The sequence below is a fragment of the Bradyrhizobium sp. HKCCYLRH1034 genome (genome assembly GCF_051168375.1).
GTDB lineage: Bacteria > Pseudomonadota > Alphaproteobacteria > Rhizobiales > Xanthobacteraceae > Bradyrhizobium.
The window spans coordinates 224744-250369 of sequence record NZ_JBNPUW010000005.1 but is presented as its reverse complement, the minus strand read 5'-3'; the positions used below and the strand labels follow the sequence as shown (position 1 = coordinate 250369).

20 protein-coding genes are annotated in these 25626 nt (G+C 66.4%); 9 read left to right on the top strand and 11 right to left on the bottom strand.

What is annotated here, in order from left to right; genetic code table 11:
• Nucleotides 1-223 precede the first annotated feature (223 nt).
• Nucleotides 224-1222: a hypothetical protein gene (locus ACQR0W_RS14025; RefSeq protein WP_316171314.1), complete on the top strand. Its 999-nt coding sequence runs from the start codon at nucleotides 224-226 to the stop codon at nucleotides 1220-1222.
• Between the two features lie 186 nt (nucleotides 1223-1408).
• On the opposite strand, the gene ACQR0W_RS14020 is transcribed toward ACQR0W_RS14025, so the two are convergent.
• Entirely contained in the window at nucleotides 1409-2173 is a 765-nt protein-coding gene (locus ACQR0W_RS14020) for an alpha/beta fold hydrolase (RefSeq protein ID WP_315753656.1), read from the bottom strand.
• Nucleotides 2174-2336: 163 nt separating this feature from the next.
• The gene (locus ACQR0W_RS14015; protein WP_315716558.1) at nucleotides 2337-2816 is read right to left on the bottom strand and encodes an Hsp20 family protein; all 480 of its coding nucleotides are present in this window, start codon (nucleotides 2814-2816) and stop codon (nucleotides 2337-2339) included.
• Between the two features lie 193 nt (nucleotides 2817-3009).
• On the opposite strand from ACQR0W_RS14015, the gene ACQR0W_RS14010 reads away from it, so the two are divergent.
• Nucleotides 3010-3957, top strand: a complete 948-nt coding sequence (locus ACQR0W_RS14010) for an alpha/beta hydrolase (protein WP_315716559.1) — start codon at nucleotides 3010-3012, stop codon at nucleotides 3955-3957.
• A gap of 81 nt (nucleotides 3958-4038) precedes the next feature.
• Nucleotides 4039-4887 (top strand): tetratricopeptide repeat protein, encoded by an 849-nt coding sequence (locus ACQR0W_RS14005; RefSeq protein ID WP_315753654.1) that lies wholly within the window; start codon nucleotides 4039-4041, stop codon nucleotides 4885-4887.
• Here ACQR0W_RS14005 and ACQR0W_RS14000 read toward each other — a convergent pair.
• From ACQR0W_RS14000 to ACQR0W_RS13990, 3 genes are all read right to left on the bottom strand, one after another.
• Nucleotides 4877-5587: a hypothetical protein gene (locus ACQR0W_RS14000; RefSeq protein ID WP_315753652.1), complete on the bottom strand. Its 711-nt coding sequence runs from the start codon at nucleotides 5585-5587 to the stop codon at nucleotides 4877-4879. The two genes, ACQR0W_RS14005 and ACQR0W_RS14000, sit on opposite strands and share 11 nt — an antisense overlap.
• 88 nt (nucleotides 5588-5675) lie before the next feature.
• Nucleotides 5676-7238, bottom strand: a complete 1563-nt coding sequence (locus tag ACQR0W_RS13995; RefSeq protein ID WP_316187072.1) for a TadE/TadG family type IV pilus assembly protein — start codon at nucleotides 7236-7238, stop codon at nucleotides 5676-5678.
• A 367-nt stretch (nucleotides 7239-7605) separates the two neighbouring features.
• The gene (locus tag ACQR0W_RS13990; RefSeq protein WP_315753650.1) at nucleotides 7606-8808 is read right to left on the bottom strand and encodes an ABC transporter substrate-binding protein; all 1203 of its coding nucleotides are present in this window, start codon (nucleotides 8806-8808) and stop codon (nucleotides 7606-7608) included.
• 151 nt (nucleotides 8809-8959) lie between these two features.
• Here ACQR0W_RS13990 and ACQR0W_RS13985 point away from each other — a divergent pair, with 151 nt between their 5' ends.
• Together ACQR0W_RS13985 and ACQR0W_RS13980 are read left to right on the top strand one after the other, a co-directional pair.
• Nucleotides 8960-9634 (top strand): GntR family transcriptional regulator, encoded by a 675-nt coding sequence (locus ACQR0W_RS13985; protein ID WP_315753648.1) that lies wholly within the window; start codon nucleotides 8960-8962, stop codon nucleotides 9632-9634.
• Nucleotides 9635-10105: 471 nt separating this feature from the next.
• Entirely contained in the window at nucleotides 10106-10252 is a 147-nt protein-coding gene (locus ACQR0W_RS13980; RefSeq protein WP_315716719.1) for a hypothetical protein, read from the top strand.
• Nucleotides 10253-10381: 129 nt separating this feature from the next.
• Here ACQR0W_RS13980 and ACQR0W_RS13975 read toward each other — a convergent pair whose 3' ends face one another.
• A complete protein-coding gene (locus tag ACQR0W_RS13975; RefSeq protein ID WP_315716565.1) occupies nucleotides 10382-11281 on the bottom strand; it encodes a LysR family transcriptional regulator in 900 nt (299 codons plus the stop codon).
• 116 nt (nucleotides 11282-11397) lie between these two features.
• Between ACQR0W_RS13975 and ACQR0W_RS13970 the strand changes: the two genes are divergently transcribed.
• Together ACQR0W_RS13970 and ACQR0W_RS13965 are read left to right on the top strand one after the other, a co-directional pair.
• Nucleotides 11398-12987: an NADH-quinone oxidoreductase subunit L gene (locus tag ACQR0W_RS13970; protein WP_315825437.1), complete on the top strand. Its 1590-nt coding sequence runs from the start codon at nucleotides 11398-11400 to the stop codon at nucleotides 12985-12987.
• Between the two features lie 13 nt (nucleotides 12988-13000).
• On the top strand, nucleotides 13001-15526 hold the full coding sequence (locus ACQR0W_RS13965) for a YbcC family protein (RefSeq protein ID WP_316187073.1): 2526 nt from the start codon (nucleotides 13001-13003) through the stop codon (nucleotides 15524-15526).
• Nucleotides 15527-15573: 47 nt separating this feature from the next.
• Here the strand turns inward: ACQR0W_RS13965 and ACQR0W_RS13960 are convergent, their stop codons facing one another.
• The 3 genes from ACQR0W_RS13960 to ACQR0W_RS13950 all read right to left on the bottom strand — a co-directional run bounded on the left by ACQR0W_RS13960 (nucleotide 15574) and on the right by ACQR0W_RS13950 (nucleotide 22200).
• Complete coding sequence (locus tag ACQR0W_RS13960) at nucleotides 15574-18372, bottom strand: di-heme-cytochrome C peroxidase (RefSeq protein ID WP_316187074.1); 2799 nt, start codon at nucleotides 18370-18372, stop codon at nucleotides 15574-15576.
• Nucleotides 18373-18546: 174 nt separating this feature from the next.
• Nucleotides 18547-20340 carry an adenylate/guanylate cyclase domain-containing protein gene (locus tag ACQR0W_RS13955; RefSeq protein WP_315716569.1) on the bottom strand — a complete coding sequence of 598 codons (1794 nt, stop codon included), beginning with the start codon at nucleotides 20338-20340 and terminating at the stop codon, nucleotides 18547-18549.
• A gap of 114 nt (nucleotides 20341-20454) precedes the next feature.
• The gene (locus ACQR0W_RS13950) at nucleotides 20455-22200 is read right to left on the bottom strand and encodes an adenylate/guanylate cyclase domain-containing protein (RefSeq protein ID WP_315716570.1); all 1746 of its coding nucleotides are present in this window, start codon (nucleotides 22198-22200) and stop codon (nucleotides 20455-20457) included.
• A gap of 171 nt (nucleotides 22201-22371) precedes the next feature.
• On the opposite strand from ACQR0W_RS13950, the gene ACQR0W_RS13945 reads away from it, so the two are divergent.
• Entirely contained in the window at nucleotides 22372-23013 is a 642-nt protein-coding gene (locus tag ACQR0W_RS13945; protein ID WP_316167848.1) for a LysE family translocator, read from the top strand.
• Between the two features lies 1 nt (nucleotide 23014).
• On the opposite strand, the gene ACQR0W_RS13940 is transcribed toward ACQR0W_RS13945, so the two are convergent.
• On the bottom strand, nucleotides 23015-23767 hold the full coding sequence (locus ACQR0W_RS13940; protein ID WP_315825434.1) for a sulfite exporter TauE/SafE family protein: 753 nt from the start codon (nucleotides 23765-23767) through the stop codon (nucleotides 23015-23017).
• Between the two features lie 85 nt (nucleotides 23768-23852).
• Between ACQR0W_RS13940 and ACQR0W_RS13935 the strand changes: the two genes are divergently transcribed.
• A complete protein-coding gene (locus ACQR0W_RS13935; RefSeq protein ID WP_316171344.1) occupies nucleotides 23853-24743 on the top strand; it encodes a LysR substrate-binding domain-containing protein in 891 nt (296 codons plus the stop codon).
• Between the two features lie 70 nt (nucleotides 24744-24813).
• Here the strand turns inward: ACQR0W_RS13935 and hisN are convergent, their stop codons facing one another.
• A complete protein-coding gene (hisN, locus tag ACQR0W_RS13930; RefSeq protein WP_315716573.1) occupies nucleotides 24814-25599 on the bottom strand; it encodes a histidinol-phosphatase in 786 nt (261 codons plus the stop codon).
• Between the last annotated feature and the right edge of the window lie 27 nt (nucleotides 25600-25626).

Below are 25626 nucleotides of genomic sequence, written 5' to 3'. Positions count from 1 at the left end.
CGGGCGCCGCAACACGCTCATTCCCCGGCAAATCTTCCGCTTCTGCCACTGACCGATCGATCCGGCCGGGCCGGCGATCACGCGCCGCGCTCGATTTTGAAACCTAACGCCCCGATCCCGCCCTCTCGCCGACCCAGGACCGCCGGAATCACGGCAGAACTTCCGCGGCACTTGAGAAGAAGCGAACAGCTTCACGTGCGGGGGCATGCAGGAGCTTTGAGCCATGAAGTTGCTAGTTGGAGTCGTCTCGGCCGCGTTGATCGCGCCGTTTGCCGCGCAGGCCGAGCCGTTGCCGCCACAGGGCGTCCGTGCGCCCTACACGGTGGTCTCCGATTTCGATACGCCTTATTCGGATCTGCCGCCGCCGGCCGTCGTGCCCGCACCGCCGCCGCGTTACGGCTACCGGCCGGGCCCTGACTACGGCTACCGCGACGAGCGCTATGTGCCGCCGGCGCCGGTCTACCGTCAGGACGGCTACCAGCAGGAGTATGGCTATGCACCGGCGTTCCTGCCGGTGCATGAGGTCTATGCGATTCTGCGCGACAACGGTTTCTCGCCGCTCGGCGCACCGCGCCAGCGCGGCAATGTCTGGGTCGTGGCGGTGCTCGATCGGCAGGGCGAGGACGGCAAGCTCGTGGTCGATGCGCGCTCCGGCCGCATCCTCCGCTTCGTGCCGGCGTTCCAATGGGGCGAGGAGTATGAGCGGATGCGCTATGAGCCGAGCCCGCGCGGCGGCCTCGACCGCCTGCCGCCGCCGAGCGTGATCCGGGCCGATCCGCGCCTGGTGCCGCCGATGCCGGCTGCGCCGCGCGTTGCCACCGCGGTGCCGATCCAGCCGAAGGTGCCGACGCCTGCCGCACGGCCGAGTGCTCCGGCACCGCAGACCGCCGCGCTCAATCCGAAGCCGGCCGAGGCGGTCAAGCCGGTCGCGCCCAGCCCCGCGGACATCAAGCCGGCCGAGGCCAAGGCTTCAGAGGCCAAGCCTTCAGAAGCCAAGCCTTCAGAAGCCAAGCCTTCAGAAGCCAAGGCTTCAGAAGCTAAGGCTTCAGAAGCTAAGGCTTCAGACGCAAAGGCTTCAGACGCAAAACCCTCTGAGCCGAAGCCGGTGCAATCGGCCGCGGCCGCGCCGCAGACGACCGGCTCCGTCGCAGCGCCCACGGCGAAGCCCGTGCCCCAGATCCTGCCGACGGCAAAGATGCCGGCTGTACAGGGTTTGGAATAGAGGCAGTCAGACGGTCGGCCCGGCCGCTTGCCACCACCAAAGCTGTCATCGCCCGGCTCGACCGGGCGATAACGTAACCCCGGCATCTCGGTCAGTCACGACTGCCACGGCGACCTGGATGCCCGCTTTCGCGGGCATGACAGGTCGTTTGGAGCAGCCGATGAGATCCCAGCGCGATCGGTCGCACTACTCGTGCTGACCGGCGGCCTTCAGGATCAGATCAGCGATCTCCTTCGGATGCGACACCAGCGACAGGTGCCCGGCGTCGAGCTCGATCGTGGTCGCCTTCATGCGGTGGGCCAGGAAGCGCTCGAAATCCGGATCGATCGTCTTGTCCTGCTTCGACACCGCATAGAATGACGGCTTGTCGTGCCACGCCGCCTGGGTGGTGCGGTTGCCGAAGATCGTCGCCGCGGTCGGCCATTGCACCGCATAGAGCTCCTTCGCCGTCGTCGCATCGACACCATTGGCGAAGTCCTTCAGGAAGGCGTCCTCGTTGAGCTTGGTCTCGCCGTCGTGGTCGACGATGCCGGCGCGTGCCGGCGGTGTCGGATATTGCCCGGCGAGCTTGACGAAATCCTCGCCCGCAGCGGGGGCCCGGGCCGCGACATAGACCAGCGCGCTGACCTTTGGATCGGTGCCGACCTCGCTCACGACCGTGCCGCCCCAGGAATGGCCGACCAGCACGGCCGGCCCATCCTGCTCGGCCAGGGCGCGGCGGGTGGCGGCCGCGGAGTCCGCCAGGGAGGTCAGCGGATTCTGCACGGCCGTGACCTTGAGGCCGGCCGCCTGCAGATAGGGGATGACCTTGGCCCAGCTCGAGCCATCGGCCCAGGCGCCGTGCACCAGCACGACGTTGTGGACCTTGGGCGGCTGCGCGGGCTCGGCGAGGGCGGGGCCTGCGGAGATCAGCAGCGCGGCGGCGCAGGTGAGGGTGCGAAGAAGGTCCATGTCACGGCTCCAAGCCCGGTTGACGCGAGGCGATCATTGGCGTCTTCGCGAGCTGAGAGCAGGCCGTTACCAGTGGTCACGATCGTTTGACTGCACTGCAGCGAGACATGAAAAAACGCCCCGGTTGCCCGGGGCGCTCCTATTCCAGAATGAGGATGTGCTGTTAGGCGGCGGCCTTCTCGGCCGAGCCTTCGATCACCGGCTGCTCGGCGGCCTGCGCGCCGGTCGAGATCGGAATCGAGCGGGGCTTCTTCGCTTCCGGAATCTCGCGTACGAGGTCGACGTGGAGCAGGCCGTTTTCGAGGCTGGCGTTCTTCACCACCACGTGGTCGGCGAGCTGGAACGAGCGCTCGAAGGCCCGGGCGGCGATGCCGCGATACAGCACCTCGGCCTTTTTGCCGTTCTCGTTGGCGGCCTTCTCGCCCTTGATCGTCAGCGTGTTTTCCTTCGCGACGAGGGAGAGCTCATCCTTGCCAAAGCCGGAGACGGCGACGGTGATGCGGTAAGCGTTCTCACCGGTGCGCTCGATGTTGTAGGGCGGATAGCCGGGGGTGGGCTCGGCGGTGGCCTGGTCGAGCAGCGAGAACAGACGGTCGAAACCGACGGTGGAACGATAGAAGGGGGTGAGGTCGTAGGTACGCATGGTCAAAGTCCTCCATTGAGCGACTGTTGGCTAACCCGCCCGCCATCGGGCCGGGCTGTCGTGCAGCCTGACGCGGCCTGCACGATCTCGATATGGGCCGGACGTTTCGACCTTCAAGGGCGCCCAAGACCTGCTCTTTTTGCCGTTCCACCCCTTGATTCCCGCTGCCTTTCACCTATTCGATGGGCGCCTCATGACGCTCGTCTCGATTCCCGCCAATCCCGTTCCCGAAAACGTCACTGCCGGCACCATCAAGACCCCTGATGGCGCCGAGCTGCGCTTTGCGCGCTGGGCGCCGCCGGCCGGGCGCAAGGGCACGGTGTGCGTGTTCACCGGCCGCAGCGAGATGATCGAGAAGTATTTCGAGACGGTGCGCGATCTGCGCGATCGCGGCTTTGCGGTCGCCATCATCGACTGGCGCGGCCAGGGCCATTCGTCGCGGCGCCTGCGCGATTCCCGCAAGGGCTATGTGCGCTCGTTCTCCGACTACGAGACCGACGTGGAGACCTTCGTCACGCAAGTCGTGCTGCCGGATTGTCCGCCGCCTTATTTCGCGCTGGCGCATTCGATGGGCGGCACGGTGCTGCTGCGGCTCGCGCATGCCGGCAAGCGCTGGTTCGATCGCGTCGTGCTGTCGGCGCCGATGATCGACCTTCCGGACAGCCGCACCGCGCTGCCGGCGCGGCTGTTGCTGCGGGCGATGCGCATCGCCGGACAGGGCGGCCGCTACGTGCCGGGCGGCAACGACGAGATCAGCGGGCTGGCGCCGTTCGTCAACAATCCTCTGACCTCCGATCCGGTCCGCTATGCCCGCAACGCCGCGATCCTCGAGGAGGATCCGACGCTCGGCATCGCCTCGCCGACGGTGGCCTGGGCCGATTCCGCCTTCTCGGCGATGATGACCTTCCGCGGCATGACCTATCCCTCCCAGATCCGCCAGCCGATCCTGATGCTGGCGGCGTCCAGCGACACCGTGGTGTCGACCGCGGCGATCGAGGAGTTCGCCTATCATCTGCGCGCCGGCTCGCATCTCGTCATCGCCGGTGCCAAGCACGAGATCCTGCAGGAGCAGGACCGCTACCGCTCGCAGTTCTGGGCCGCGTTCGACGCCTTCGTGCCGGGCACGCCGCTGTTCGGGTGAGCCGTCCTGCCGTCCGCTGGACACCCCTGGGTCCTGCGGGCTAGAGCTACCGGCCACCCCCTCGCGTTGTGACGGCTGGTCGTGAGCAAGGCGCAGAACAGATTGCAGGCGCAGGCGCTGCAGGAGGCGATCCACGCGCTGCGCGCGCGGCAGTTCGCGCGCGCCGAGCAGATCGCCGCCTCGATTCTGCGCACGGCCAGGACCGACCGCGCCGCGCTGCTCGTCCAGGCCCATGCGCTGCTCGGCCAGCAGCGCGCGAACGAAGCGATCGCGGCGCTCGAGAAGGCGGCGCTGCGCGGCAGCGATCCGGAACTCGAGACACTGCTCGGCGCTGCCTTATGCGAATCCAGACGCGCCGCCGACGGCATCGCGCAGTTGCGCAAGACCGCGGCGCGGCGGCCGGCTTTTCTGCCGGCGTTCCAGGAGCTGGCGGGGCGGCTTGCCAAGTCGGGACAGCTCGGTGAAGCCATCGCCGTGATCGAGGAGGCGCTGACGCTGTCACCCGACAGCGTCGACCTCCAGCTCGATCTCGGACGCCTCTCTCTCCAGGCCAATGACCGCGTTCGTGCCCGCACGCACCTGCTGGCGGCGCGCGAGGCCGCGCCGGGACGGCCCGACATCCTGATCGAGCTCGCCTGGGTGCAGTTCCTCGACGGCGACTATGCCGAGGCCGCAGGCACCTACCGCCATGCGCTCGGCCTGCGGCCCGAGGACACGCAGACCCGCGCCAACCTCGCTATGTGCCTGATGGAGATGGGCGACCGCGCCGGGGCCGAGGCGGCGCTGCGCACGGTGGTGCGCGGCCGGCCGCATCTGTTGAGCCGCGCGGCCTATACGATGGTCGTTAGCTCGCATGGCCGCTTCTTTTTCCGGCCGAGCGATGCGGCGAAGTTCCTTCAGGTCGACGGCGCGGCCGCCCTCAAGCCCTGAACCGCTTGCGATAGACGCCGGTCTCGCGCTTCAGCGCCTCGCGCACCTCGTGAATCTCTGCGATTTCCTCTTCGGTGAAGGCCGAGGTCTGCATCGTCCACGCCTGCCGCTTCACCGGAATGCATTGCGCGACCGGCGTTCCTCTCGGGATCACGCCGCGAAACGCCGTGTCGTGCCAATGCGCCGGAAAATGCACGAACGAGTCGTGAAAGCGGTCGCTGTCGACCAGTCCGGTCACGGTGGTGAAGGGCAGGTCGAAGCGGTTGACGGGATGCGTGAACAGCAATGCCCAGCCCTCCGGCGCCTCGATCGTCCAGAGATTGTGAAACTTGAGCAGGAAGCGGTCGGCCTCGAACAGCGGCGAGCCCGTGACCTGCGCGGCGTCGTGGAAGCTGATCGGCGAGCGCGGAAAATCGATCGCGCCGCCCGGCGGCAGCTCGTTGTCCCAGCTGATCCCGCCATCCTCGACCGTGAGATCGCAGATCAGCGGAATGAGGAAGCCCGTCGTCATCGCGTCGATGAAGGGCGGGCAGCGCTTGACGGTCTGCTCCTCGGCCTGGTTGAGCGCGCTGAACGCGGTGGCCGGCATCGTCTTGACCCAGTCGGGAACGCCCATCGGCGCCGGCACCGGCTGCGGAATGAGGCCTTCCAGCTCCTTCGGACAGCGAAATTTCAGCGTGAGCGGATCAGTCTCGGACATGGGCGCCGCGGCTCTTTCGTGGTCGACGGTAGAGGTCTACGCCTTCGGCGCCGAAAGTCCAACGGCCGAGCCTGGGCTTGTCTCTGCTCTATCTCGTCAGATGCGCCTCGGACACCGCATGATTGAACATCGCGTTCAGCGCCGACGTGATGTCGGCGGGCGTGTTCGCCGTATAGAAGAATCCCGGCGAGGCGCAGGCCTTCAGGCTCGGCGGAATCGAAGGAATGTTGCTGTTGGCATAGTCGTCTTCGTCACCGGCGAAGGATGCGTTCACCGGATTGATCACCTGATAGGGAATGTAGAGAACTGAGATGATGATGCCGCGGTTCTTCAGCGGTGTGCAGGAGGTGTTCGGATCGATCACGGTGGCATGATTGCTGCCGGACCATGAGCCATTGGGCACGCCCTTCACTTGCGGGTCTTGCGCGCCGTCGGTGACCAGGAACACGTAGGGCAGGGTATTGGTCGAGGCGCTGCCGTTCCCGACATTGACGATCAGGTTGTTGACGCTGGACAGGGCCGTGTCGATATGCGTTCCGCCCGAGCCGAGAGATGCGTTGGTGTTGGTGTCGAGCAGCGTCGCAAGGTTGGCCGCCGCATAGTTGATGGTGGTCGAATCCGTCGTCGAGCCGTTGATGCTGCTGGTGAGCGGAAAGTAGGAATAGAGATATCGGATGAAGGGGTAGAGGCCGATCCGGAACTGGTTGTTGACCTTCTTGGTGTTGTTCGCCGTGACAAACAGCTGGTTCACGGCATAGCCCACGGCATCCAGCCGCAGCTGGATGCACGCATCCGTCCCATCGGTCGGGCAGTTCGCAACGGTCGCCAGGTTCTTGTACAGTGAGTTCGGCAGGCCGGACACGATCGACGACGGCAGTTGAACGCCCATGGGGTAGTTCTTGTTGGCGGTCAGCAGGTTCTTGTAACCGCTCTGGCTGACGCGCGAGATCGCATAGCCCAGGCAATAGTTGTTCGTGGGATATCCCTGGGTCCCTGAATCGGTGCAAGCGCTATTCTGCGGCGAAAAATGGCATGCCAGCGTGCATCCCGTGGGGTATTGCCTGTAGTTGTCCGGGCTGATGGCCTGCATGCGCTGTGCTTCGGACGACGTCGACGGGAGGCCCATCGAGCCCGAGACGTCCAGCGTCAAATAGAAGTCGAGATAGAGTGGCAACGTGACGGAGGAGGACGATTGGCCGCTGACCGTCAGATTCTGATAGCCGATCACCGTCAGGAACGTGGCCGGCACGTTGGCGGTGAATTGCACCTGCGACGTCAGTGTGGACCCGCTCTTGGTGACGGTGCTGGTCTCGGACGTCAATGTGTAGCCTTGAAAGGTAGAGGCGTTGCCCTTGAAGATGTTGTCCGCCTCCGCGACTCCGGCGGTAACGGTTCCGTCCGACGTCATCGCCATCGCCGCTGTATAGCCTGCCGAGTTGACCGAGATCGAGGCGATGCTCGCGGCATCCGCCGCAGACTGGAGCCTGATCTTCATGCGCATGGCCATGGAGTAGTCGGTCGCGCATCCGATCGCCGTGAGAATCGGCAACAGCGCCAGCGCGAATGTGACCGCGATATTGGCCTTGCTGTCGCGGGAGAAGCGCGCGATGGCGGCGCTCGCCCGGCTCGCTGGTCGGCTGATATCCGTCATGCTCTTCCTCAAAAGATCCCGTTGGGGCGGTGAGGACCTGTATTCTTTTCCTTGTTGGCGGTTCCCCCGCGGCGATCATCTCCGCGACTGCTTCAAGGAGACCTGCGGTGAGAACCGGGCAGGAGCCCGCCTCCGCCCGCTCCCCCGGCCGTGAGCAGAGGGTCACGCCGTCGCGCGCGGGACCACATGTGGATGTATGCGGACGCCGATTGCGACTTCGGTTGACCTGCGACGAAACATCGCAGGCGACTGTTGCGATTTTGTTTACGTGGCGAGAGAGAGGCGCCGTCCTCCAATACCGTGCCAGCCCATGCGTGCGCCTGTCGTCAGCGCGGAGCCGCGCCGACGATCCACGGAGCAGCCGCCGCTACTTGGTCGACAGCACCTCGCCGAACCGCTCCCACTGCTTGCCGGTGAAACGCATGAACTGCACCTGCTCGACCGGGAGGTGGTCGGTCTCTGACGTGTTGACCTTGATGCCCGGCAGCAGCATCGGCAGTTCGAGATCCTTGATCGACAGCGCCTGCCGCAAAATGTTCTCGCGCGACAGATCGTTGCCGGCCGCCTTCAGCACTTGCTCCAGTACCATGCCGTTGTTGTAGCCGTTGACGTAGTTGGAATCGCGGATGTCGCCGTCGGGCACGTATTTCGCCATATAGTCGCGCCAGCCCTTGACGCCGGCATCGTTGGCCCAGGCGGGATCCAACGGATCCTTGACGTAGGCTGTCGAGATGATGCCGGTGCCGGCCTCCAGTCCCGCCGGCTCCATGACCGATGACATCCACACCGAGACGTTGGTCAGGAACGTCAACGGCCGCCAGTTGATCTCGAAGGTCTTGCGGATCGCCTGCGCGGCGAATTTCGGCGTCGCGGCGATGATCAGCGCATCGGCGCCGGTCGATTTCAGCTTCACGATCTGCGAGTCGATGGTCGGCTCGGTCGACTCGTAGCTTGCGACGGTCACCGTGCTGTCGAAGCGCTCGCCGAGCACGTCCTTCAGCCCGGCGAGATAGTCGCGGCCGAAATCGTCGTTCTGCGCGAGAATGGCAAAGGTCGAATCCGGCTTCTTCTGCAGCGCGTAGCGCGCATACATCCGCGCTTCGTTGCGGAACGGCGCCATCACGCCCATCAAGGCCAGCGGAAATTGCGCAGGGTCGCCGAACTTCGAGGCGCCCGAGGCCACGAACAGCTGCGGCACCTTCTTGCCCTGGAGATACTTGGCGATCGCGGTGTTGTGCGCGGTGCCCATGGTCGAGAAGATGAACGACACCTCGTCGCTCTCGACCAGCCGTCGCGTCTGCTCCACGGTCTTGGGCGGCACGTAGCTGTCGTCCAGCGAGATCAGGTTGACCTTGCGGCCGTTGATGCCGCCGCGGTCGTTGACCATCTTGAAATAGGCCACCTCGCCCTTGCCGAGGATGCCGAAGGCGGACACTGGCCCGCTATAGGGCATGGTCTGTCCAATGCGGATCTCGCTGGCGGTGATGCCCGGCTGATCCTCCGCCCGAGCGGGTACGGCGAGGACGGACGCGACGACGAGCAATCCTGCCGCTGCGATGGTGCTTCGCATGGATACCTCCCTGATGGGCCGCGCTGCCGGCGGCGTTTTGGCGTTGAGCATAGGGGGATGGCGGAGGCCGTGCAATTAAAATATATTTTTTGATGAAAATATACTTTTAGGCTTTGCTAGTGTGAATTGATTGTCCCGCGAGAGTGAGTCGATGTCCGGCAGCGCCACCCAGACCGTCTACGAGCAGTTGCGTGCCAGCCTGCTCGCCGGGCTCTATCGTCCGGAGGAGAAGCTGAAGATCAGCGAGCTCGGATCAGCCTTCTCGGTCAGCACCGGGGCGATCCGCGAGGCGCTGGCGCGGCTCACGGCGGAAGGGCTGGTGACGGCGACGCCGCAGCGCGGCTTCCGCGTGGCGCCGGTCTCGGTGGCCGATCTGCGCGATCTGACCGACATGCGCGTCGAGATCGAGACCAAGTGCCTGCGCCGCGCCATCGCCAACGGTGATCTCGCCTGGGAGACCGCGGTCGTTGCCGCGCATCACCGTCTGGCCGCGACGCCGATCGCGGCCCATGACGGCAGCTTCTCGCCGGCCTGGATGCTGGCGCATGCCGAATTCCATGCCGCGTTGGCCCAGGCCTGTGGCAGCGCCTGGATGATGCGGGTGCGTGATCTCCTGTTTGCACACAACGAGCGCTATCTCGATCTCGCCCGCCAGACCGATCGTGGCAACCGCGATGCCGCGCGTGAGCATCGCGAACTGATGGAGGCCGTGCTGGCGCGCGACACCGAGCGCGCGGTGACGCTCATGATGGCGCATCTCGACAAGACCCGGGACACGATCGAGGCGGCGCTGCTCGCAGCGACGGCGATGAATGAGGCGAAGTAGGATCATATCAGGACGCAGACCGCGAACGTCTTCGCGATCCGTCCCGAGCCGGATGTCACCAGCCGAATGACCGAGGGTCGCCTGACGGCTGCGGCCACTTCATTCGGGGTGACGATGTACTTCGGCTGGGAAACGGGAAACGTCGAATTGCTCGCGCCGCGTATAGATGCGATCGCTCAGCGCGACACGAACCACCGTGCCTCGCGTGCGGCCGTCGTCGATCCTTGTCGTCGACATCGTGCTCCGTTCAGGGCGAGCTAATACGAAGATTCAACTTCTTCGAGCGTCGGCGCTTCCCCCGTCTCGATGCAACTGCAAATCCGCCGTCAGTGTTAAGCGGCCTTCATGCCGGGCATGCTGTGCATTCAAGGATGCATTCACCACGCGCCGATCTCTCCAAATTTGGAAACGCCCCGGTAACGCACCGTCCCTCTAGTTAAGTCCACTAACGACATTCAGGAGGAGACATTGATGATGATGATTGTGCGGAAGCTGGTTGGTCCCCATGCGCTCAATTCCGGATTTGGTCTGGTGACCATGTTCTCATTGACGGGCGTGGTCGCTTCTCTCGTGCTGGTCCAGCACGGGGTGAATGTCAGTCCGCCCGCGATGTTCTGATCGGACGGCTCACGACTGCTGACCTTGCCCCAGTTCGGAACGAACTGGGAGTTGGTCCGCAAGACCGGTCCGTCCCGATGTCTTGCGGGCTGCCTGCAACCTATTTCAAGACAAAGTGCCACGGACAGGTCATTCAGGCCGTGAACCGCTCTTCCTGTCGCGTGATCCGATCAGCTCGGCGACGAGCGGATTGGGATAGCGGCGCTGCTGGCTCACGGCGAAGAACTGCTCCTTCAGCGCGCTCAGGCGGGCGCGTTCAACCAGCACGCCGGTACGCAGCTCGTCGATCACGACGATCGACGGCACCAACGTGACGGTGCCGCTCTCGCGGGCCATCAGGCGCAGCATCGCCATGTCGTCGACCTCGGCGGCGATGACCGGACGGATCCCGCTGGATCCGACCAGCGCATCGAAAGCCGAGCGCAGCGCGCTGCCTCGGCCGGGCAGGATCACCGGCGTCGTTGCCAGGTCCTGCGGGAATCGGAATCGCGCGGGCTTGGCCGGCTTGCGGCTAACGAGGCTGACGCGCTGCTCATCGATCAGCGTGTTGTCGAAATTGCTGCGCATGTCTGGCGCCGCCGGATGGTTGGCGAGCACGAGATCGAGCTTGTGGGCGTCGAGCTGCTCCAACAGGTCGCTGAACTGACCGGTGTGGATGATCAGCTCGACGTCGCCGCGCCCGATCAAGGGCTTCAGGAACGCGATCTGGAAGTTGCGCGACAGGTTCGCCGCGGCGCCGACCCGCAGCAGCTGCCGTCCCGGCCGCAGGCCCGACAAGGTCTCGATCAGCTCATGGCCGGACTTGAACACGCTGCCGGCATAGTCGAGCGCGATGCGCCCGGCCTCGGTGAGCTGCAGGGTGCGTCCAATGCGCTCGAACAGCTTCTGCCCGAGCTGCTCCTCCAGCGCCTTCACCTGCACCGACAGCGAGGAGGGCGAGACGTTGAGGCGCTGCGCGGCGCGGCTCATGCTGCCTTCGCTGGCGATGATCCAGAAGTAGCGCAGGTGGTGGTAATTCAGATGCGGCACGCAATCATTCTATATTTTATAACGATCAGGTTCAATGATTGAAATTTTAGGAATGAACTGCAGCCCGTAAAGCAAGAGGGAGAGATCGTCCCCTGTGATCAAACGACCGGGCCGCCATGAACCAGCTCCTTCCCTGTCTTGCGGCGCTTGCGCCGCTCACGCTCGCGGTCGTCGCGCTCGCCGGCACCGGCGGCAGCGCCAGAACCGTCGCACGTAACGCGATCGCGACCGCCGCGCTCGCATTCGCCCTTGCCACTCTCGCGAGCCTCGGCGCAGCGGTCATGGGGGCAGGGCGGACGCCACTGCTCGGCGGCTACGGCCTAGGGCTGTCGCTGCAGCTCGATACGCTCGGCGCCATCCTCATCATGCTGGTCAGCTTCATCGGCTTCGTCGTCGTGCGCTACAGCCGCAACTATCTCGACGGCGATCCCGGCCAGGTCAGGTTCACGCGCTGGCTGCTGCTCACCCTGGCCGCGGTGCTGACCTTGCTGATCTCCGGAAACCTGGTGCTGCTGCTGGCGGCCTGGATCGGCACCAGCCTGGCGCTCGGCAAGCTGCTGCTGTTCTACGACACCCGTCCGGCCGCGGTCCGCGCCTCGCGCAAGAAGTTCGTGGCGAGCCGGCTCGGCGATGCCTTCCTCGCGGTCGCGGCGCTGCTTCTCTACCTCCGCTTCGGCACGCTGGAGCTCGCCAGCCTCGCTGCGCAGGCCCGCGGCGGAGAAGGGGCGGGATCGGCGATTGTCACGATCGCCGCGCTGCTGATCGTCGCGACCGCGATGCTGAAATCCGCGCAGCTGCCGCTGCATGGCTGGCTTATCGAGGTGATGGAGACGCCGACCCCGGTGTCGGCCCTGCTGCATGCCGGCATCATCAATGCCGGTGGCTTCCTGGTGCTCAGGCTCAGCGACGTGCTGCTGCTGGCCACGCCCGCGCTCGACGTCCTCGCGGTCGTCGGTGGCGCCACCGCGCTGTTCGGCTCGCTGGTGATGCTGACGCAGACCTCGGTCAAGGTTCAGCTCGCTTATTCGACGGTGGCGCAGATGGGCTTCATGCTGCTGCAATGCGGGCTCGGCGCCTTCTCCGCGGCGCTGCTGCACATCGTGGCGCATTCGCTCTACAAGGCGCACGCCTTCCTGTCGTCGGGCAGCATCATCGATCTCGCCCGCGCGTCATGGACGCCGAGCCCCGGCGGCCAGCCGCACGCGGCACGACTGATCCTGGCCTTGGTCGCGGTAATCGGCCTCGCGCTGCTCACGGGGCTCGCCTTCGGCATGACGCTCCGCAGCAACCCGGCGCAGATCGCGCTCGGCTCGGTGCTGCTGATGGGGCTGGTGCACCTGATGGCCAACGCGATCGACGAGCGGCCGAACGCCTTCGTCATCGCCCGCGCCGCGGTGACCGCAGCGGGCGTCGCGATCGTCTACTTCGCGCTGCAGGCCGGCACGGCCTGGCTGGTCGGCGGCAGCATTCCCGCATCGCGGCCGGTCGATGGTGTCGTGCCGATGCTGATCGCGGCGGCCGTGGTGGTCTCGTTCGCGGCGGTGACCGTGTTCCAGAACCAGATGATGCGCCGCGCCGACGCGCCGTTCTGGATCGCGGCCTACGTCCACCTGCGCAACGGCCTCTATCTCAACACGCTCGCCAACCGCCTCGTGCTGACGGTTTGGCCGCGAAGCGCGAGCTCGCACCTTCCGTCCAAGCCGTGAGCCGGAGATGAAGATGACCCAGGCTGCCCTTGCCATGTCCATGACCGACCCGATCGACACCACCGCCGATGCCGGGCTGATGGCCCGCATCGACAGCGCCTGCCAGCGGGTCGCGCCGTTGTGGCCGCTGAAGCACTTCGTCGCCGTCAATCCGTTCCTCGGCTTTACCTCGCAGAGCTTCGCCGCGACCGCCGCGACGTTCGAGCGCGTGGTGCGGACGCGGATGCTGATGCCGCGCGGCTACTACCGGCAGGCGCTCGACGACGGCCGGATCGACGATGAAGCGCTGGCGCAGGCGCTCGCGCTGCATCCCTCGACCGGGCTCGATGTCGACGCGCTCAAGCAGAAGGCGCGCGCCGAGGCCGGGCTGTCGTCGCCGCCCGCCGTCGTGGCGACGGTCGCCGAGGTGCTCGACCGGCTCGCCGAGGGCGATCGCTACGTCTCGCTGGTCGCCTTCATGATCGACGAGATCTCGGCGTTTTGCGCCACCTATTTCGACGAAGGCCAGGCGAGCTGGCCCAGCCCGGTGCGCAAGCTGAAGCCCTATGCCGCGTGGCGGACGATCGCGGCCTATGACCGCAATCCCGAGGTGATGGGGCTCACCGGCTTCCGCAAGGCGATCGCGGAGCTGCCGGCCGATCCGGTGCAGGCGATCGGTCTGATCGTCGACCGGCTCGGCATCCCCGCGCGGGCAGTCGAGGACTATCTGGTGCGGGCACTGTTCGATCTCGGCGGCTGGTCGGCCTATGCCCGCTACATCGGTTGGAACGCGCAGCTCGACGGTCGGCGCGACGAGACGCTGCTGGAGCTGCTGGCGATCCGGCTCGCCTGGGGCTACGCGCTCTATCAGGCGCGCACCGACGACGCCTTCAAGGCGGCCTGGGCGGAGGCCATGGCGGAAGCGGCGAAGCTGCCGGCCGATCAGCGGCTCGACGAGACGCCGGAGCTTGCGATCGATCTCGTGCTGCACGAGGCCTATGAGATCGCCTTCCGGGCGCGGCTGGTCGGGCAGCTTGCCGCGCATGGCGCAGAGGCGGCGATCCCGCGGCTGCCGGCGCGGCCGGCGTTGCAGGCCGCGTTCTGCATCGACGTGCGCTCGGAGATCTTCCGGCGCGCGCTGGAGACCGCTTATCCGGAAGCCGAGACGATCGGCTTCGCCGGATTCTTCGGCTTCCCGATCGAATACGTCCCGATCGGCCATACCAGGGGCGGCGCGCAATGCCCGGTGCTGCTCAAGCCCGCCTTTGTCGTTTGCGAGGCCGTCAAGCATGCCGATGACGTCGAGGCGGCCGAGGTGCTGGGTCTGCGGCTGCTGCGGCGGCGGGCGGCCAAGGCCTGGAAGTCGTTCAAGGTCTCGGCCGTCTCGTCGTTCTCCTTCGTCGAGACCGCCGGCCTCGGCTTCGCCGCCAAGATCGCAACCGACAGCGCAGGTGTCACGCGTCCCGTGCCGTCACCCGTCGTTGATGGTCTCGATCCCGAGATCGCGGCCCGCGTCCAGCCGCGGCTGACACCGGGCGAGCTCGGCGGGCGGGCCACCGGCTTCACCGATCCGCAGCGCGTCGCGATGGCCGAGGCGGTGCTCAAGGCGATGTCGCTGACCGGGCCGTTCGCGCGGCTCGTGCTGCTGGCCGGTCACGGCAGCACCACCGTCAACAATCCGCACGCGTCGGGGTTGGATTGCGGCGCCTGCGGGGGCCATACCGGCGAGGCCAATGCGCGGGTCGCCGCAGCCGTTCTCAACGACTGGCGTGTGCGAGAAGGTCTGCGCGCCAAGGGCATCGACATCCCCGCCGATTGCTGGTTCATCGGAGCGCTGCACGACACCACGACCGATGCCGTGACCTTGTTCGACGAGGACGACGTTCCGGCCGTGCTCGCGCCGGATCTGTCCCGGCTGAAGGCACGGCTCGCGGACGCTGCACGGCTGGCGCGGCAGGAGCGCAGCGCGCTGCTCGGCATCAAGGACGTATCCGACATCGATGACGCGGTGATCGCCCGGAGCCGCGACTGGTCGCAGGTGCGGCCCGAATGGGGGCTCGCCGGCAACGCCGCCTTCATCGCCGCGCCGCGCGCCTTCACCCGCGGCCTCGACCTCGGCGGCCGCGCCTTCCTGCACTCCTACGAGGCCGCCCGTGACGACGGCTATCGCACCCTCGAGCTGATCATGACGGCGCCGATGGTGGTCGCGAGCTGGATCAACCTGCAATATTACGGCTCGACCGTGAACAACGCTGCCTTCGGCAGCGGCAACAAGGTGTTGCACAACATCGTCGGCCAGCTCGGCGTGCTCGAGGGCAACGCCGGCGACTTGCGTGTCGGGCTGCCCTGGCAGTCGGTGCATGACGGCACGCGCTTCATCCACGAACCCATCAGGCTCAACGTCTTCATCGCCGCGCCGGAGAGCGCCATGGACGAGGTCCTGCAGCGTCACCAGGGCGTGCGCGATCTCGTCGTCAACGGCTGGGTGATCCTGCATTCCCTCGGAGAGCAGGGAGCGATCCGGCGTTGCGTGCGTCCGGGCGTCTGGACCGCGGCGTGAAGCCGGCGGTGCGCCCCATGATCAGCAGGCCGCACCGTCGCGTGACCTCACAGCGTCTTCAGGTACTCGATCAGGTCCCAGCGCTCGTCCTCCGAGAAGGCACCGCCGATGATGCCGTTCGGATAATCCTTGTTGGGCTTCGTCGGCCCTTCGAAGGAATGGCCGAGCGTGCTGTTGCCCTTGATCGGCTTGCCGCTGGAATCGCTGGTCACGAACAGCGTCTGTCCGACCTTGCACGTGCTCTCGCCGCCCTTCGGCACGGCGAAGCCGACCGGCTTCGGGTCATAGTCGCGCGCGCCCTGGCAGAACGATGTCGGCCGCTCGGCAGCCGGCGTCAGCAGCCAGTACAGCGACGGCACCGAGCCGTTGTGCAGATAGGGTGCGGTCGCCCACACGCCGTTGAGCGGGCGGGCGCGATAGCTCTTGCCGGCCGGGTTGGGGCAGTTCCTGCGATCGCCCCACAATGCGGCCCGCTCCGCCTCGGAGATCTTGCGGTCCTCCATCCATTTGTCGCTGGCCTTCTGCACGACGGCCATCAGCGCCAGCGCATAGGGCATCTCCGTGGTAGAGCCCTGCGGCAGGTTGCAGCCCTTCAGGTCCTTGGCCGGATCGACCTCGAGGAAGCCTGCCACGTTGACCTTGCGGTTGGCGAGAATGCTCGCCTGTCCGGGGTCGGTCTGCATCGCCTCGACGGGCTTCTGCACGAGGTCGAGGATCGGGCCCTTGGCGTTCCAGCCCTTGCTCTCCCAGTCATCGGCCGGCTTGATCTTCCAGAAGCTCTTGTCCGGATAGGTCTTGTCGAACACGGTGTCGGCGACCGGGCCGAGATGGCACTCGACACAGACAGCCGCATAGAGCTTACGGCCGCGTTCGACGCGGGCCGGATCGATCTTCCAGGCGTCGTCGCCGGCGAACAGCTTCTCCGGCCATTTCGGCGAGGTCAGCCCGCCGAACGCGGGCGTCGTGGTCGCGAACGGATCGGGACCGCGCAGCATGTTCTCGATGTAGAGCAGGTTATCGATCGCCATCGACGAGCGCCACAGTCTGTCGCTCGCGGTCTTCGGTGAGAAGTTGATCTGTGCGGAGACGCCGAGCGCCTCGCCGGCATTGCGGATCAGGGGCTGCGCGATCGATCCGTCATATTGCGCCCAGGAGAACCACGGCACGGTCCAGATCGGCGGATAGGACACCGGCGCGTCGATGGCCTCCTGGTTGTCGAGCATGTTGGGCAGACCGCTCGAGGCCATGTCGAGGTAGAATACCTGGTTGCCGATGCGGTTCAGCGCGTCGAGCCGGCCGAAGCCTTCCTCCGTCTCGGTCTGGCCCTTGGCTTCGATCGTGGTCTTGTAGTTGTTGGCCTGCATGTTGAGCGCGAAATCGATCGCGGCCTTCAGGCCCTTCTTCAGGCTCGCGCGATCGGCGTCGGACGCATTCGGTCCGAGCACGCGATCGGCAAAGCGCGTGAAGCGGCCGGGCACGTATTGCGTGAAGATCATCGCAAAGCCCATGGCCTCTTCAAGCTTGCGCAGGTCGACCATGCCGGGGCCGCCGTCGAAGCGTACGCTCACACCCTTGTAGTGGATGCTGCCGGAGTGACAGGCCGCGCAGGTCAGGCCGATCTTGTCGGACTGCGCGGCGCCGGTGGCGGGATCGGTCGCGCCGGTGAGCCGGGCAAAGCCGACCGGCAGGCCGCCTTCGTTGCCGGCCGGGGTCGGCTTGAGGCCGGCGGGCAGTGGCGCTGCGGGCTCGGTCTTGGCAGCCGTCGCGGCGTAGCCGAACGGCCGGAGGACGCTTGGGTCGCCGTCGACGCTCTTCGGGCTCGGGATGAAGCCGAAACGTTCGAGATAGGCGCTGTCGGAGATCAGGCCGGGCGTGCCGAACGGCGCCAGATAAGGCTGCTCCATCGCCATGAACCAGGCGTAGGGAATCGGGAAGGTCGCGGTGCCCTGCGTCACGTGGTGAAACCAGTGCCGGTCCTGCGTGGTCCAGCCCTGATCGAGCCAATAGGCCGCCCTGGTCGGCTCGGTCTCGGGCAAAGCGGGCGGGATCAACGCCGCGACCTTCTTCGGCAGAACCTTGCCGAGCTTGTCGCTGACGGCGTCGGGCGCGGCCACCCAGGCGAGTAACACGGCGGCGCCGGCCAGCACTGCCGTGCCCACGAGCGCCTTGCCGATACGCCAGACGATGTTCGCGGGCTTGGGCTTGGCCATCAGCCGCGCGGCGATACGCTGCGGCAGGCGGCGGTCGACGAACAGCGTGCGGACCTCGGCAACGGAGAGATAGCGGCCGTCGCCCTCGCCCTTGCCGAGGATGTTGAGCAGCACCGGCCATTCGCCCTGCATCAGAATGGGGAAGTACCAGCGCGCTCGGTCGCCGTCGCGCGTCAGATTGGCCTTCATGAAAGTCTGGATCTGCGCCTCGTTGAGGCCGCGCTCGGTGCCCCCGTTGGGATCGGGATAGTCGCTGCCGAAGCTCGCGAACCGGTCGATCTCCTCGGGATGAACCTTGGCCTCGGCGTCGAGAATGCGCGATCCGCCGCCATGTTTGTCGAGCGGGCCGTTGCGCAACTGGTCGAGATCGGCGCCGGACCACAGGCTCTTCAGCAGCCGCAGCGGCGACAGGCCGTTCGCGATCAGCGCAACGCCAAAGGTCTCGATGCCGACGAGCCGCTTCTTGAAGCCGGTCTCGCCGCTCGCCGCCTCGACCCGGTCTCCGATGGTCTTCAAGGGGACGCTGTGGCCGTCGACGAAGCCGCCGGCGACGAGCGCGCGCAGGAAGGGACACGGGTTGTCGGACGAGACCGGAAGCTGTCCGGGCAGGGCGTCACGGGCGCTGTCTTCTTGCATCGAAGAACATCCTTGGAAAGCACCTGAGTGATGAAAACGAAATCACGCAAACAAACGAGGACGACGCCGAATTGCGCCGAGGAACGGGCGGATCGGCCGCCGTCTGAACGCTACAATGCAATCGTGAATGATTGGCGCAACCCGCCCAAGTGTCAACCTCAAGTCGCGATCGCGCTATTCGCCCGCGAACTTGGCCTTGGTGTCCACCAGAGTGAGCTTGGTCAACGGGATGCCGGCCTTGGTGAGGCCGTCGCGATAATGCGCGATGTCGGCGGGATTGCGCCAGCGGATGTTGCTCAGGAGGCGCTCGATCGTCATCCACGGATGCTGGCTCAAAAGTGCCGCGACGGCCTCGCCCGCTTCGACCGAGCGTCCGAGCTGCGCCAGCGCGGCGGCGCGGATGGCGAGGCACTGCAGATGGTTCGGGTTCTGATAGTGCGACTCTCGCGCCCAGGACAGCGAGGCGTCGTACTGGCCGAGCATGTAATGGCTGAACGCGCTCAGCACCGACCATTGATAGCGCGGATCGCTGTTGCCGCGCTGGGCCGCCACCGAGAACAGCTCGATCGCCTGGCGGTGCTCGCCGGCGACGAGATGGCAGACGCCGAGCACGCCGCGCGCGCCCATGTCATAGGGATTGAGCTGCAGCGACTTGCGCGCCGCCTCCATCCCGGCCTCGACCCGGCCCTGCATGGCATGGACATAGGCCAGCAGCGAATAGGAGAAGGACGAGCGGGAATCGAGCCGGACGCCGGCCTCGGCCAGCGCCATTGCCTCGTCCCACAGCTCCCGTGAGTTCCTGATCCAGCCGAAATGGATGCCCTGCAGCAGGATGGTGCCGAGATAGGTGTGGGCGATCGCAAGACCTGGGTCGATCCTGATCGCCTCGCGGAACAGCGCGATCGAGCTCTCGTAGTCGGCCTTGGTCGGCTGGTAGTAGTGCGACAGCCCGCGCAGGAAGCGATCCCACGCCGTGAGGTCCGTGGTCTTGGACCGCACCGGCACCGCCGCCTCGGCACGGTAGATCTCGGGGATCAGCGCGGTGCAGAGGTTGGCGGTAATGTCGTCCTGCACGGCGAACAGGTCGCCGATGTCGCGGTCGTAGCGGCCGGCCCAGAGCTGCTCGCCGTTCTCCGGCGCGACCAGCTCGGCGGTGACCCTGATCTTGTCGCCGGAGCGCCGCACCGAGCCCTGGATGAGATAGGTCGCATCGATCTCGCGCGCGATCAGGCGGGCGCTCATGCCGGCATGCTTGAAGGCGAAGGTGGAGTTGCGGCTGAGCACCCGGAAGAACGACTGCAGCGACAGCGCATGGATGAGGTCTTCGGCCAGGCCGTCCGAGAAGTATTCGTCGGTCTCGCCGCTGAGATTGGCGAATGGCAGCACGCCGACGATGGCGGTGCGGTATTGCGCCGGCAGGGTCGTGGCGGACCGCTGCTCGCGGCTCTTCTCCGGCGAGGACGGATCCCAGGTCCAGACGTTGATGGTGTCTTCGATGTTCTTGAAGCGGAACGGCCCGCGGTCGACGAAGGTGACCGTGAGGTGCTTGCTGGCTTCCTGGTAGGCCTTGTGGGAGACGGCAATTCCGCCGGGCGGTGCTGCGGCTTCAAGCCGCACCGCGGTGTTGACGCCGTCGCCGAACACCTCGTCCTCATCGAAGATGACGTCGCCCATGTTGAGGCCGAGGCGAAACTGCATCACCCGGTCGGCCGGCAAATGAGCATTGCGCTCGGCCATCAGCTTCTGCACCTCGACCGAGGCCGCGATGGCGCCGACGACGCTCGGAAATTCCAGGAGAAACCCGTCCCCTGTGTATTTCACGATGCGGCCGCCGTGATTGAGGATGATCGGGTGGATGGCGCCGCGATGGGCCTTGAACGCGGCATGGGTTCCCGCCTCGTCGGCGCCCATCATCCGCGAGTAACCGACCACATCGGCACAGACAATCGCGGCCAGCCGTCTCTCCATTCCGTCTTTGCTCCTACTCAGGGCGATACCACGGCAACAGCGGTCGAATCCAATCAATTTGCGGAAGCAATGTGTAGGCCATGTGGCGGGCCGGCGACATTGGACCCGATTGGCTCAGGTCAGCCCGGCCTTGATCAGTCCGTCGCGGTAGTGGTCGATGTCGTCCCGGCGTTTCCATCGGATGTTCTTGATGTGGCGGTCGAGCGTGAGCCAGGGGTATTGCGCGTGCAGCACGTCGACGGCGTCGCCCGCCTGGTCGGTCGCACCAAGCTGCGCCAGGGTCGCCGCGCGGATCGTCAGCGCCTGCAGATGGTTCGGGTAGAGAAACAGCTCCTCGCGGGCCCAGGACAACGCCGCCTCATAGCGGCCGAGCAGGTAGTGGCTGTAGGCATTCAGCGCCGGCCATTGGTAGCGCGGATCGCTGTTGCCGCGCTGGGCCGCGATCGAGAACAGATCGATCGCCTGCTGGTGCTCGCCGTTGACCATATGGCAGAGCCCGAGCACGCCGCGTGCGCCCATGTCGTAGGCATTGAGCTCGGTCGCCTTGCGCGCCGCCTTCATGCCGTCGTCATGGTCGCCCTGCATGGCCTGCACGAAGGCCAGGATCGCATAGGCGAACGAGGAGCGCCCGTCGAGCCGCACGCTGTCCAAGGCCAGATTCTTCGCCTCCTGCCAGAGCTCGCGCGAGCCCTTGATCCAGCCGAAATTGATGCCCTGCATCAGAATGGTCGCGAGATAAGCGTGCGCGAGGCCGAGCGTGGGATCGAGCGCAATGGCTTGCCGAAACAGCGAGATGGAGATCTCGTAGTCGGCCTTGGTCGGTCGGTAGTAGTGCGACAGACCGCGCAGGAAGCGGTCCCATCCGGTCGGGTCGGTCGCCGGCGCACGGACCGGAATCGAGGCTTCGACACGATAGATCTCCGGCATCAGCGCCGCGCATAGGCTGGTGGTGATCTCGTCCTGCATCGCGAAGAGATCACCGACATCGCCGTCATAGCGACCGGTCCACAATTGAGCGCCGGTCTCGGGCGCGATCAGCTCCGCCGTCACGCGGAGCTTGTGACGAGAGCGCCGCACCGTTCCCTGAATCAGGTAGGTCGCGTCGATCTCGCGTGCGACCAGGCGGGGATTGAGGCCGCGGTCCCTGAAGCGAAACGTCGAGGTGCGGCTCAGGACACGAAAGAACGATTGCAGCGACAGCGCATGGATCAGGTCGTCCGCGAGCCCGTCGGCGAGATAGGCGTCGGCGTCGTCGGAGAGGTTGACGAATGGCAGCACGCCGACGATCGCGGTGCGATATTGCGGCGGCAGGCCGGTGACGCTCGTCCCGGCCCGGATCGCCGCCTCGCTACCCGGCTCCCATGTCCACGCCTGCACCGGCTCCCGCAGGTTCTTGAACTGAAAGCTTCCGGCGCTGGTCAGCTTGACGGGGAGTTGCAGGCCGGCCTCCTCATAAGCCTTGGCCGAGACGGCAACACCGCCCGGGACGGCGATCGATTCCAGATTGACGGCGACATTGATGCCGTCGCCGAAGGCCTCGCCGTCATCGACCGTAAACTCACCCTGATGGATTCCCAGCCGGAAGCGCATGTTGCGGTCGGACGGCAGATCGGCGTTGCGCTCCGCCATCAGGGACTGCATCTCGATCCCGAACTGGATGGCGCTGGCGGCGTTGGCGAATTCCAGCAGAAAGCCGTCGCCGGTGTGTTTGACGATGCGGCCGGCGTGGTTGAGGATGATCGGATGGATGGCGCCGCGATGAGCCTTGAAGGCGGCGTGCGTGCCGTCCTCGTCAATCCCCATCATGCGTGAATAGCCGGCGACGTCGGCGCAAAGGATGGCAGCGAGGCGTCTTTCCATCACATCGTGCTCCCGCCTCGCGCATACCACGGCCGAGGCGGCCAAATCCAACGCTTTTCCAGAACCCATCGCGGCACCTCGCCATGCGGCCCCGCGCCGGCCTCTGCGGCGCGAGACGGCAATGCCGAGGCCAGGTATGGTTAGACCGTTATTGTTAGGAAATGTTCAATCATGCTCGGCATTCACGATCTGCCTTTGTTTCTCGTCTCCGGGCTGCTGCTCAACATCACGCCGGGTCCCGACACCGCCTACATCGTTGGCCGCAGCGCGCAGATGGGCTGGCGCGGCGGGGCCGCTGCCGCCTTCGGCATCAGCACGGGCTGCCTGGTTCACGTGTTCGGAAGTGCGATCGGGCTGTCGGCGCTGCTCACGGCCTCCGCGACGGCCTTCGCGACGGTGAAATGGGCCGGTGCGGCCTATCTGGTCTATCTCGGCATCACGCAGCTTCTGGCGCGGCGGCCGGACGCCGCCAGGGCGAGTGATGCGACGTCGATGCCGGTGGTGACGCTGCGCCAAGCGTTCTGGCAGGGCGCGCTCACCAACATCCTCAATCCGAAGGTCGCGATGTTCTTCCTCGCCTTCCTGCCGCAATTCGTCGCAGCCGAGGCGCCGCACAAGGCGATCGCCTTCCTGCTGCTCGGCACGATCTTCATCGTCAACAGCACGATCTGGTGTCTCGGCGTCGCCGTCGTCGCGGCCCGTGCAGCGCGCCGCGTGCGCGACTCGTCCGCCGCGCTGCTCTGGCTCAACCGCACGATCGGCGGGCTGCTGATCTATCTCGGCGTCCGGATCGCGATGCTCGAGGCGCGCTGACTTACCGGAGCAGCTCGACGACCGCCGTGCCGGCGAGATACAGGCCGAGCAGGATCATGGCGATCAGGAACACACGGCGGAACGCCTCGGCCGGCAGTCGGGATCGCGCCGCTTGGCCCGCGAACATGCCGACAAAGGCGCAGGCCATCGCGACCGCGCCGGGCAGGGCGGTGGCCGTGCTGAGCAGGCCGGAGCTCGTCAAGTTGAAGGCCAGCGTGACGGTGGCGACCGTGAAGAACACGCCGAGGGCCTGGACCAACTCGTCCTTCTCGAGCCCGATCGCCTGCATGTACGGCACAGAAGGTACGACCTGCACGCCGGTGGCGGCCGAGATCAGCCCGGTGACGAGGCCGACGATGCCGCCGACCCATTTCTCGTGCGGGGGCGCGACCTTGAAGGCGAGCTTGGTGAGACCGAGCAGGGCATAGAGCATCAGCAAGACGCCGAGCGCGACGTTGCCCCAGCGGGTCGAGGCATGGCTGAGCGCGCCGGCGTTGAGGCAGATGCCGATCGCGGTCCCCAGCATCAGCGGCCATAGGCGCCTGGCGATATCGCGCAGATAGGGGCCGGCGAAGGTCTGCCAGATGTTGGTGATCACGGCCGGTACGATGACTATGGCGAGCGCCCGGCCCGGCGGCATGGCGACCGCGAGCAGTCCGACCGAGATGGTCGGCAGGCCGAGGCCGAGCGCGCCCTTGACGAAGCCGGCCAAAGTGAGCGCGAAGGCGATGAAGATGAGGATGGGGTCGATCATGGTCGGCACATTGACCAGACTGCGCCGACGACACAATGTGGAGGTTACGGAGCAAGCCTTCGTCCAAGGCTGAGGCAGGATGACCATGCGTTTCGATCTGGTCGATCTCAGGCTGTTCATTGCCGTGGCCGAGGCCCGCAGCATCACTGGCGGCGCCGACCGGGCGCATCTGGCGCTGGCCTCGGCGAGCGCGCGGATCAAGGGCCTGGAGGACGCGTTTGGCGTCGAGCTGTTCAAGCGCGGCCGGCGCGGCGTGGAGCTGACCGCGGCGGGCGAGAGCCTGCTCGATCACGCCCGCATCATCATGGCCAATGTCGAGGCCATGCAGGGCGAGCTCTCGGGCTTCGCATCCGGCCGTCGCGCCAACGTGCAGCTGCTCGCCAATACCGTCGGCCTCGCCGAGCATCTGCCGAAGGCGCTGGCGGCCTTCCTGCGCGAGCATCCCGACATCAACGTCGATGTCGAGGAGCGCGAGAGCACCGAGATCGCCGAGGCGATCGTGTCCGGCAGAGCGGATCTCGGCTTTGCGGCGGAGCACGCGCTGCCCGAGACGATCGAGCGCTTCGCCTTCGGCGAGGACCGGCTGATCCTGGTGGCCGGACGGCGCAGCCCGCTCGCAGCGCGCCGACAGATCGACTTCAGCGAGACCGCGGGGGAGGATTTCATCGGCCTCACGCAGGGGACGGCGCTCAACGTCCATATCGGCCGGCACGCCGCGCGGCTCGGCATCCGCCAGCACGTGCGGGCCAGGCTGCGCGATTTCGACGCGATCTGCCAGATGGTGGCGGCCGGGATCGGCATTGCCGTGGTGCCGGAAGCGGCGGCGCGGCGTTGCGCGCGGTCGATGCCGATCAGCCTCGTCGCGCTGCGCGACGCCTGGGCCGATCGGCGGCTCGTGATCTGCGCCCGCAGCTTCAAGGCGCTGCCGCGTCCGGCGAAACTGCTCGTCGAGCATTTGCGCCGGGCCGCCGCGTGAGGCGCCCGACGACCGGCCGGATGTCTCCGTTCCGCGCGAGAGGCGGGGAGCCAGGCCAGTGGAGGCGGGCTCAGCCCGCAGCCAGCCGCTTCAGCGCCGCTTCGTGGACGCGCTTGTCGCCGGCGGCGACGATCCGGCCGCCGTTCTGCGCCGGGCCGCCTTCCCAGTCGGTGACGATGCCGCCGGCGCCGTTGATGATCGGGATCAGGGCGGCGATGTCATAGGGCTTGAGCTCGGTCTCGATGACGAGATCGAGATGGCCGGCGGCCAGCATGCAATAGGAGTAGCAGTCACCGCCATAGCGCGACAGCCGCGTCTCGGCCTCGACCCGGCCAAAGGTGGCGCGATCGGCCTCGTTCATCAGCAGCGGGCTCGTCGTATAGCACACCGCATCCCCGAGACGCTCGCAGCGCCGGACCGAGAGCCGGCGCTCGCCGCCGCCGTTCTTGTAATTGGCGGAGCCGTTGTCGCCGGCGAAGCGCTCGCCGATGAAGGGCTGGTGCATCATGCCGAACACCGGCGTGCCCTTGTGCAGCAACGCGATCAGCGTGCCCCAGGTCGGGAAACCGGCAATGAAGGATTTGGTGCCGTCGATCGGATCGAGCACCCAGACGTAGTCGGCGTCCTCGCGCTCATTGCCGAACTCCTCGCCGACGATGCCGTGCTGAGGAAAGTTCGCCTTGATCAGGCGGCGCATCACGGCCTCGGCGGCCCGGTCGGCCTCGGTCACCGGATCGAAATCGTGCCGGCTGCTCTTGTTGTCGACCAGCAGCGAGGTCCGGAAGAACGGCAGGATGGTTTCGCCCGACGCGGTCGCCAGACGACCGATGAAGGCGGAGAAATCAATGACCGTCACAACGCGTCCTTGGGTGAGGGAATCGGG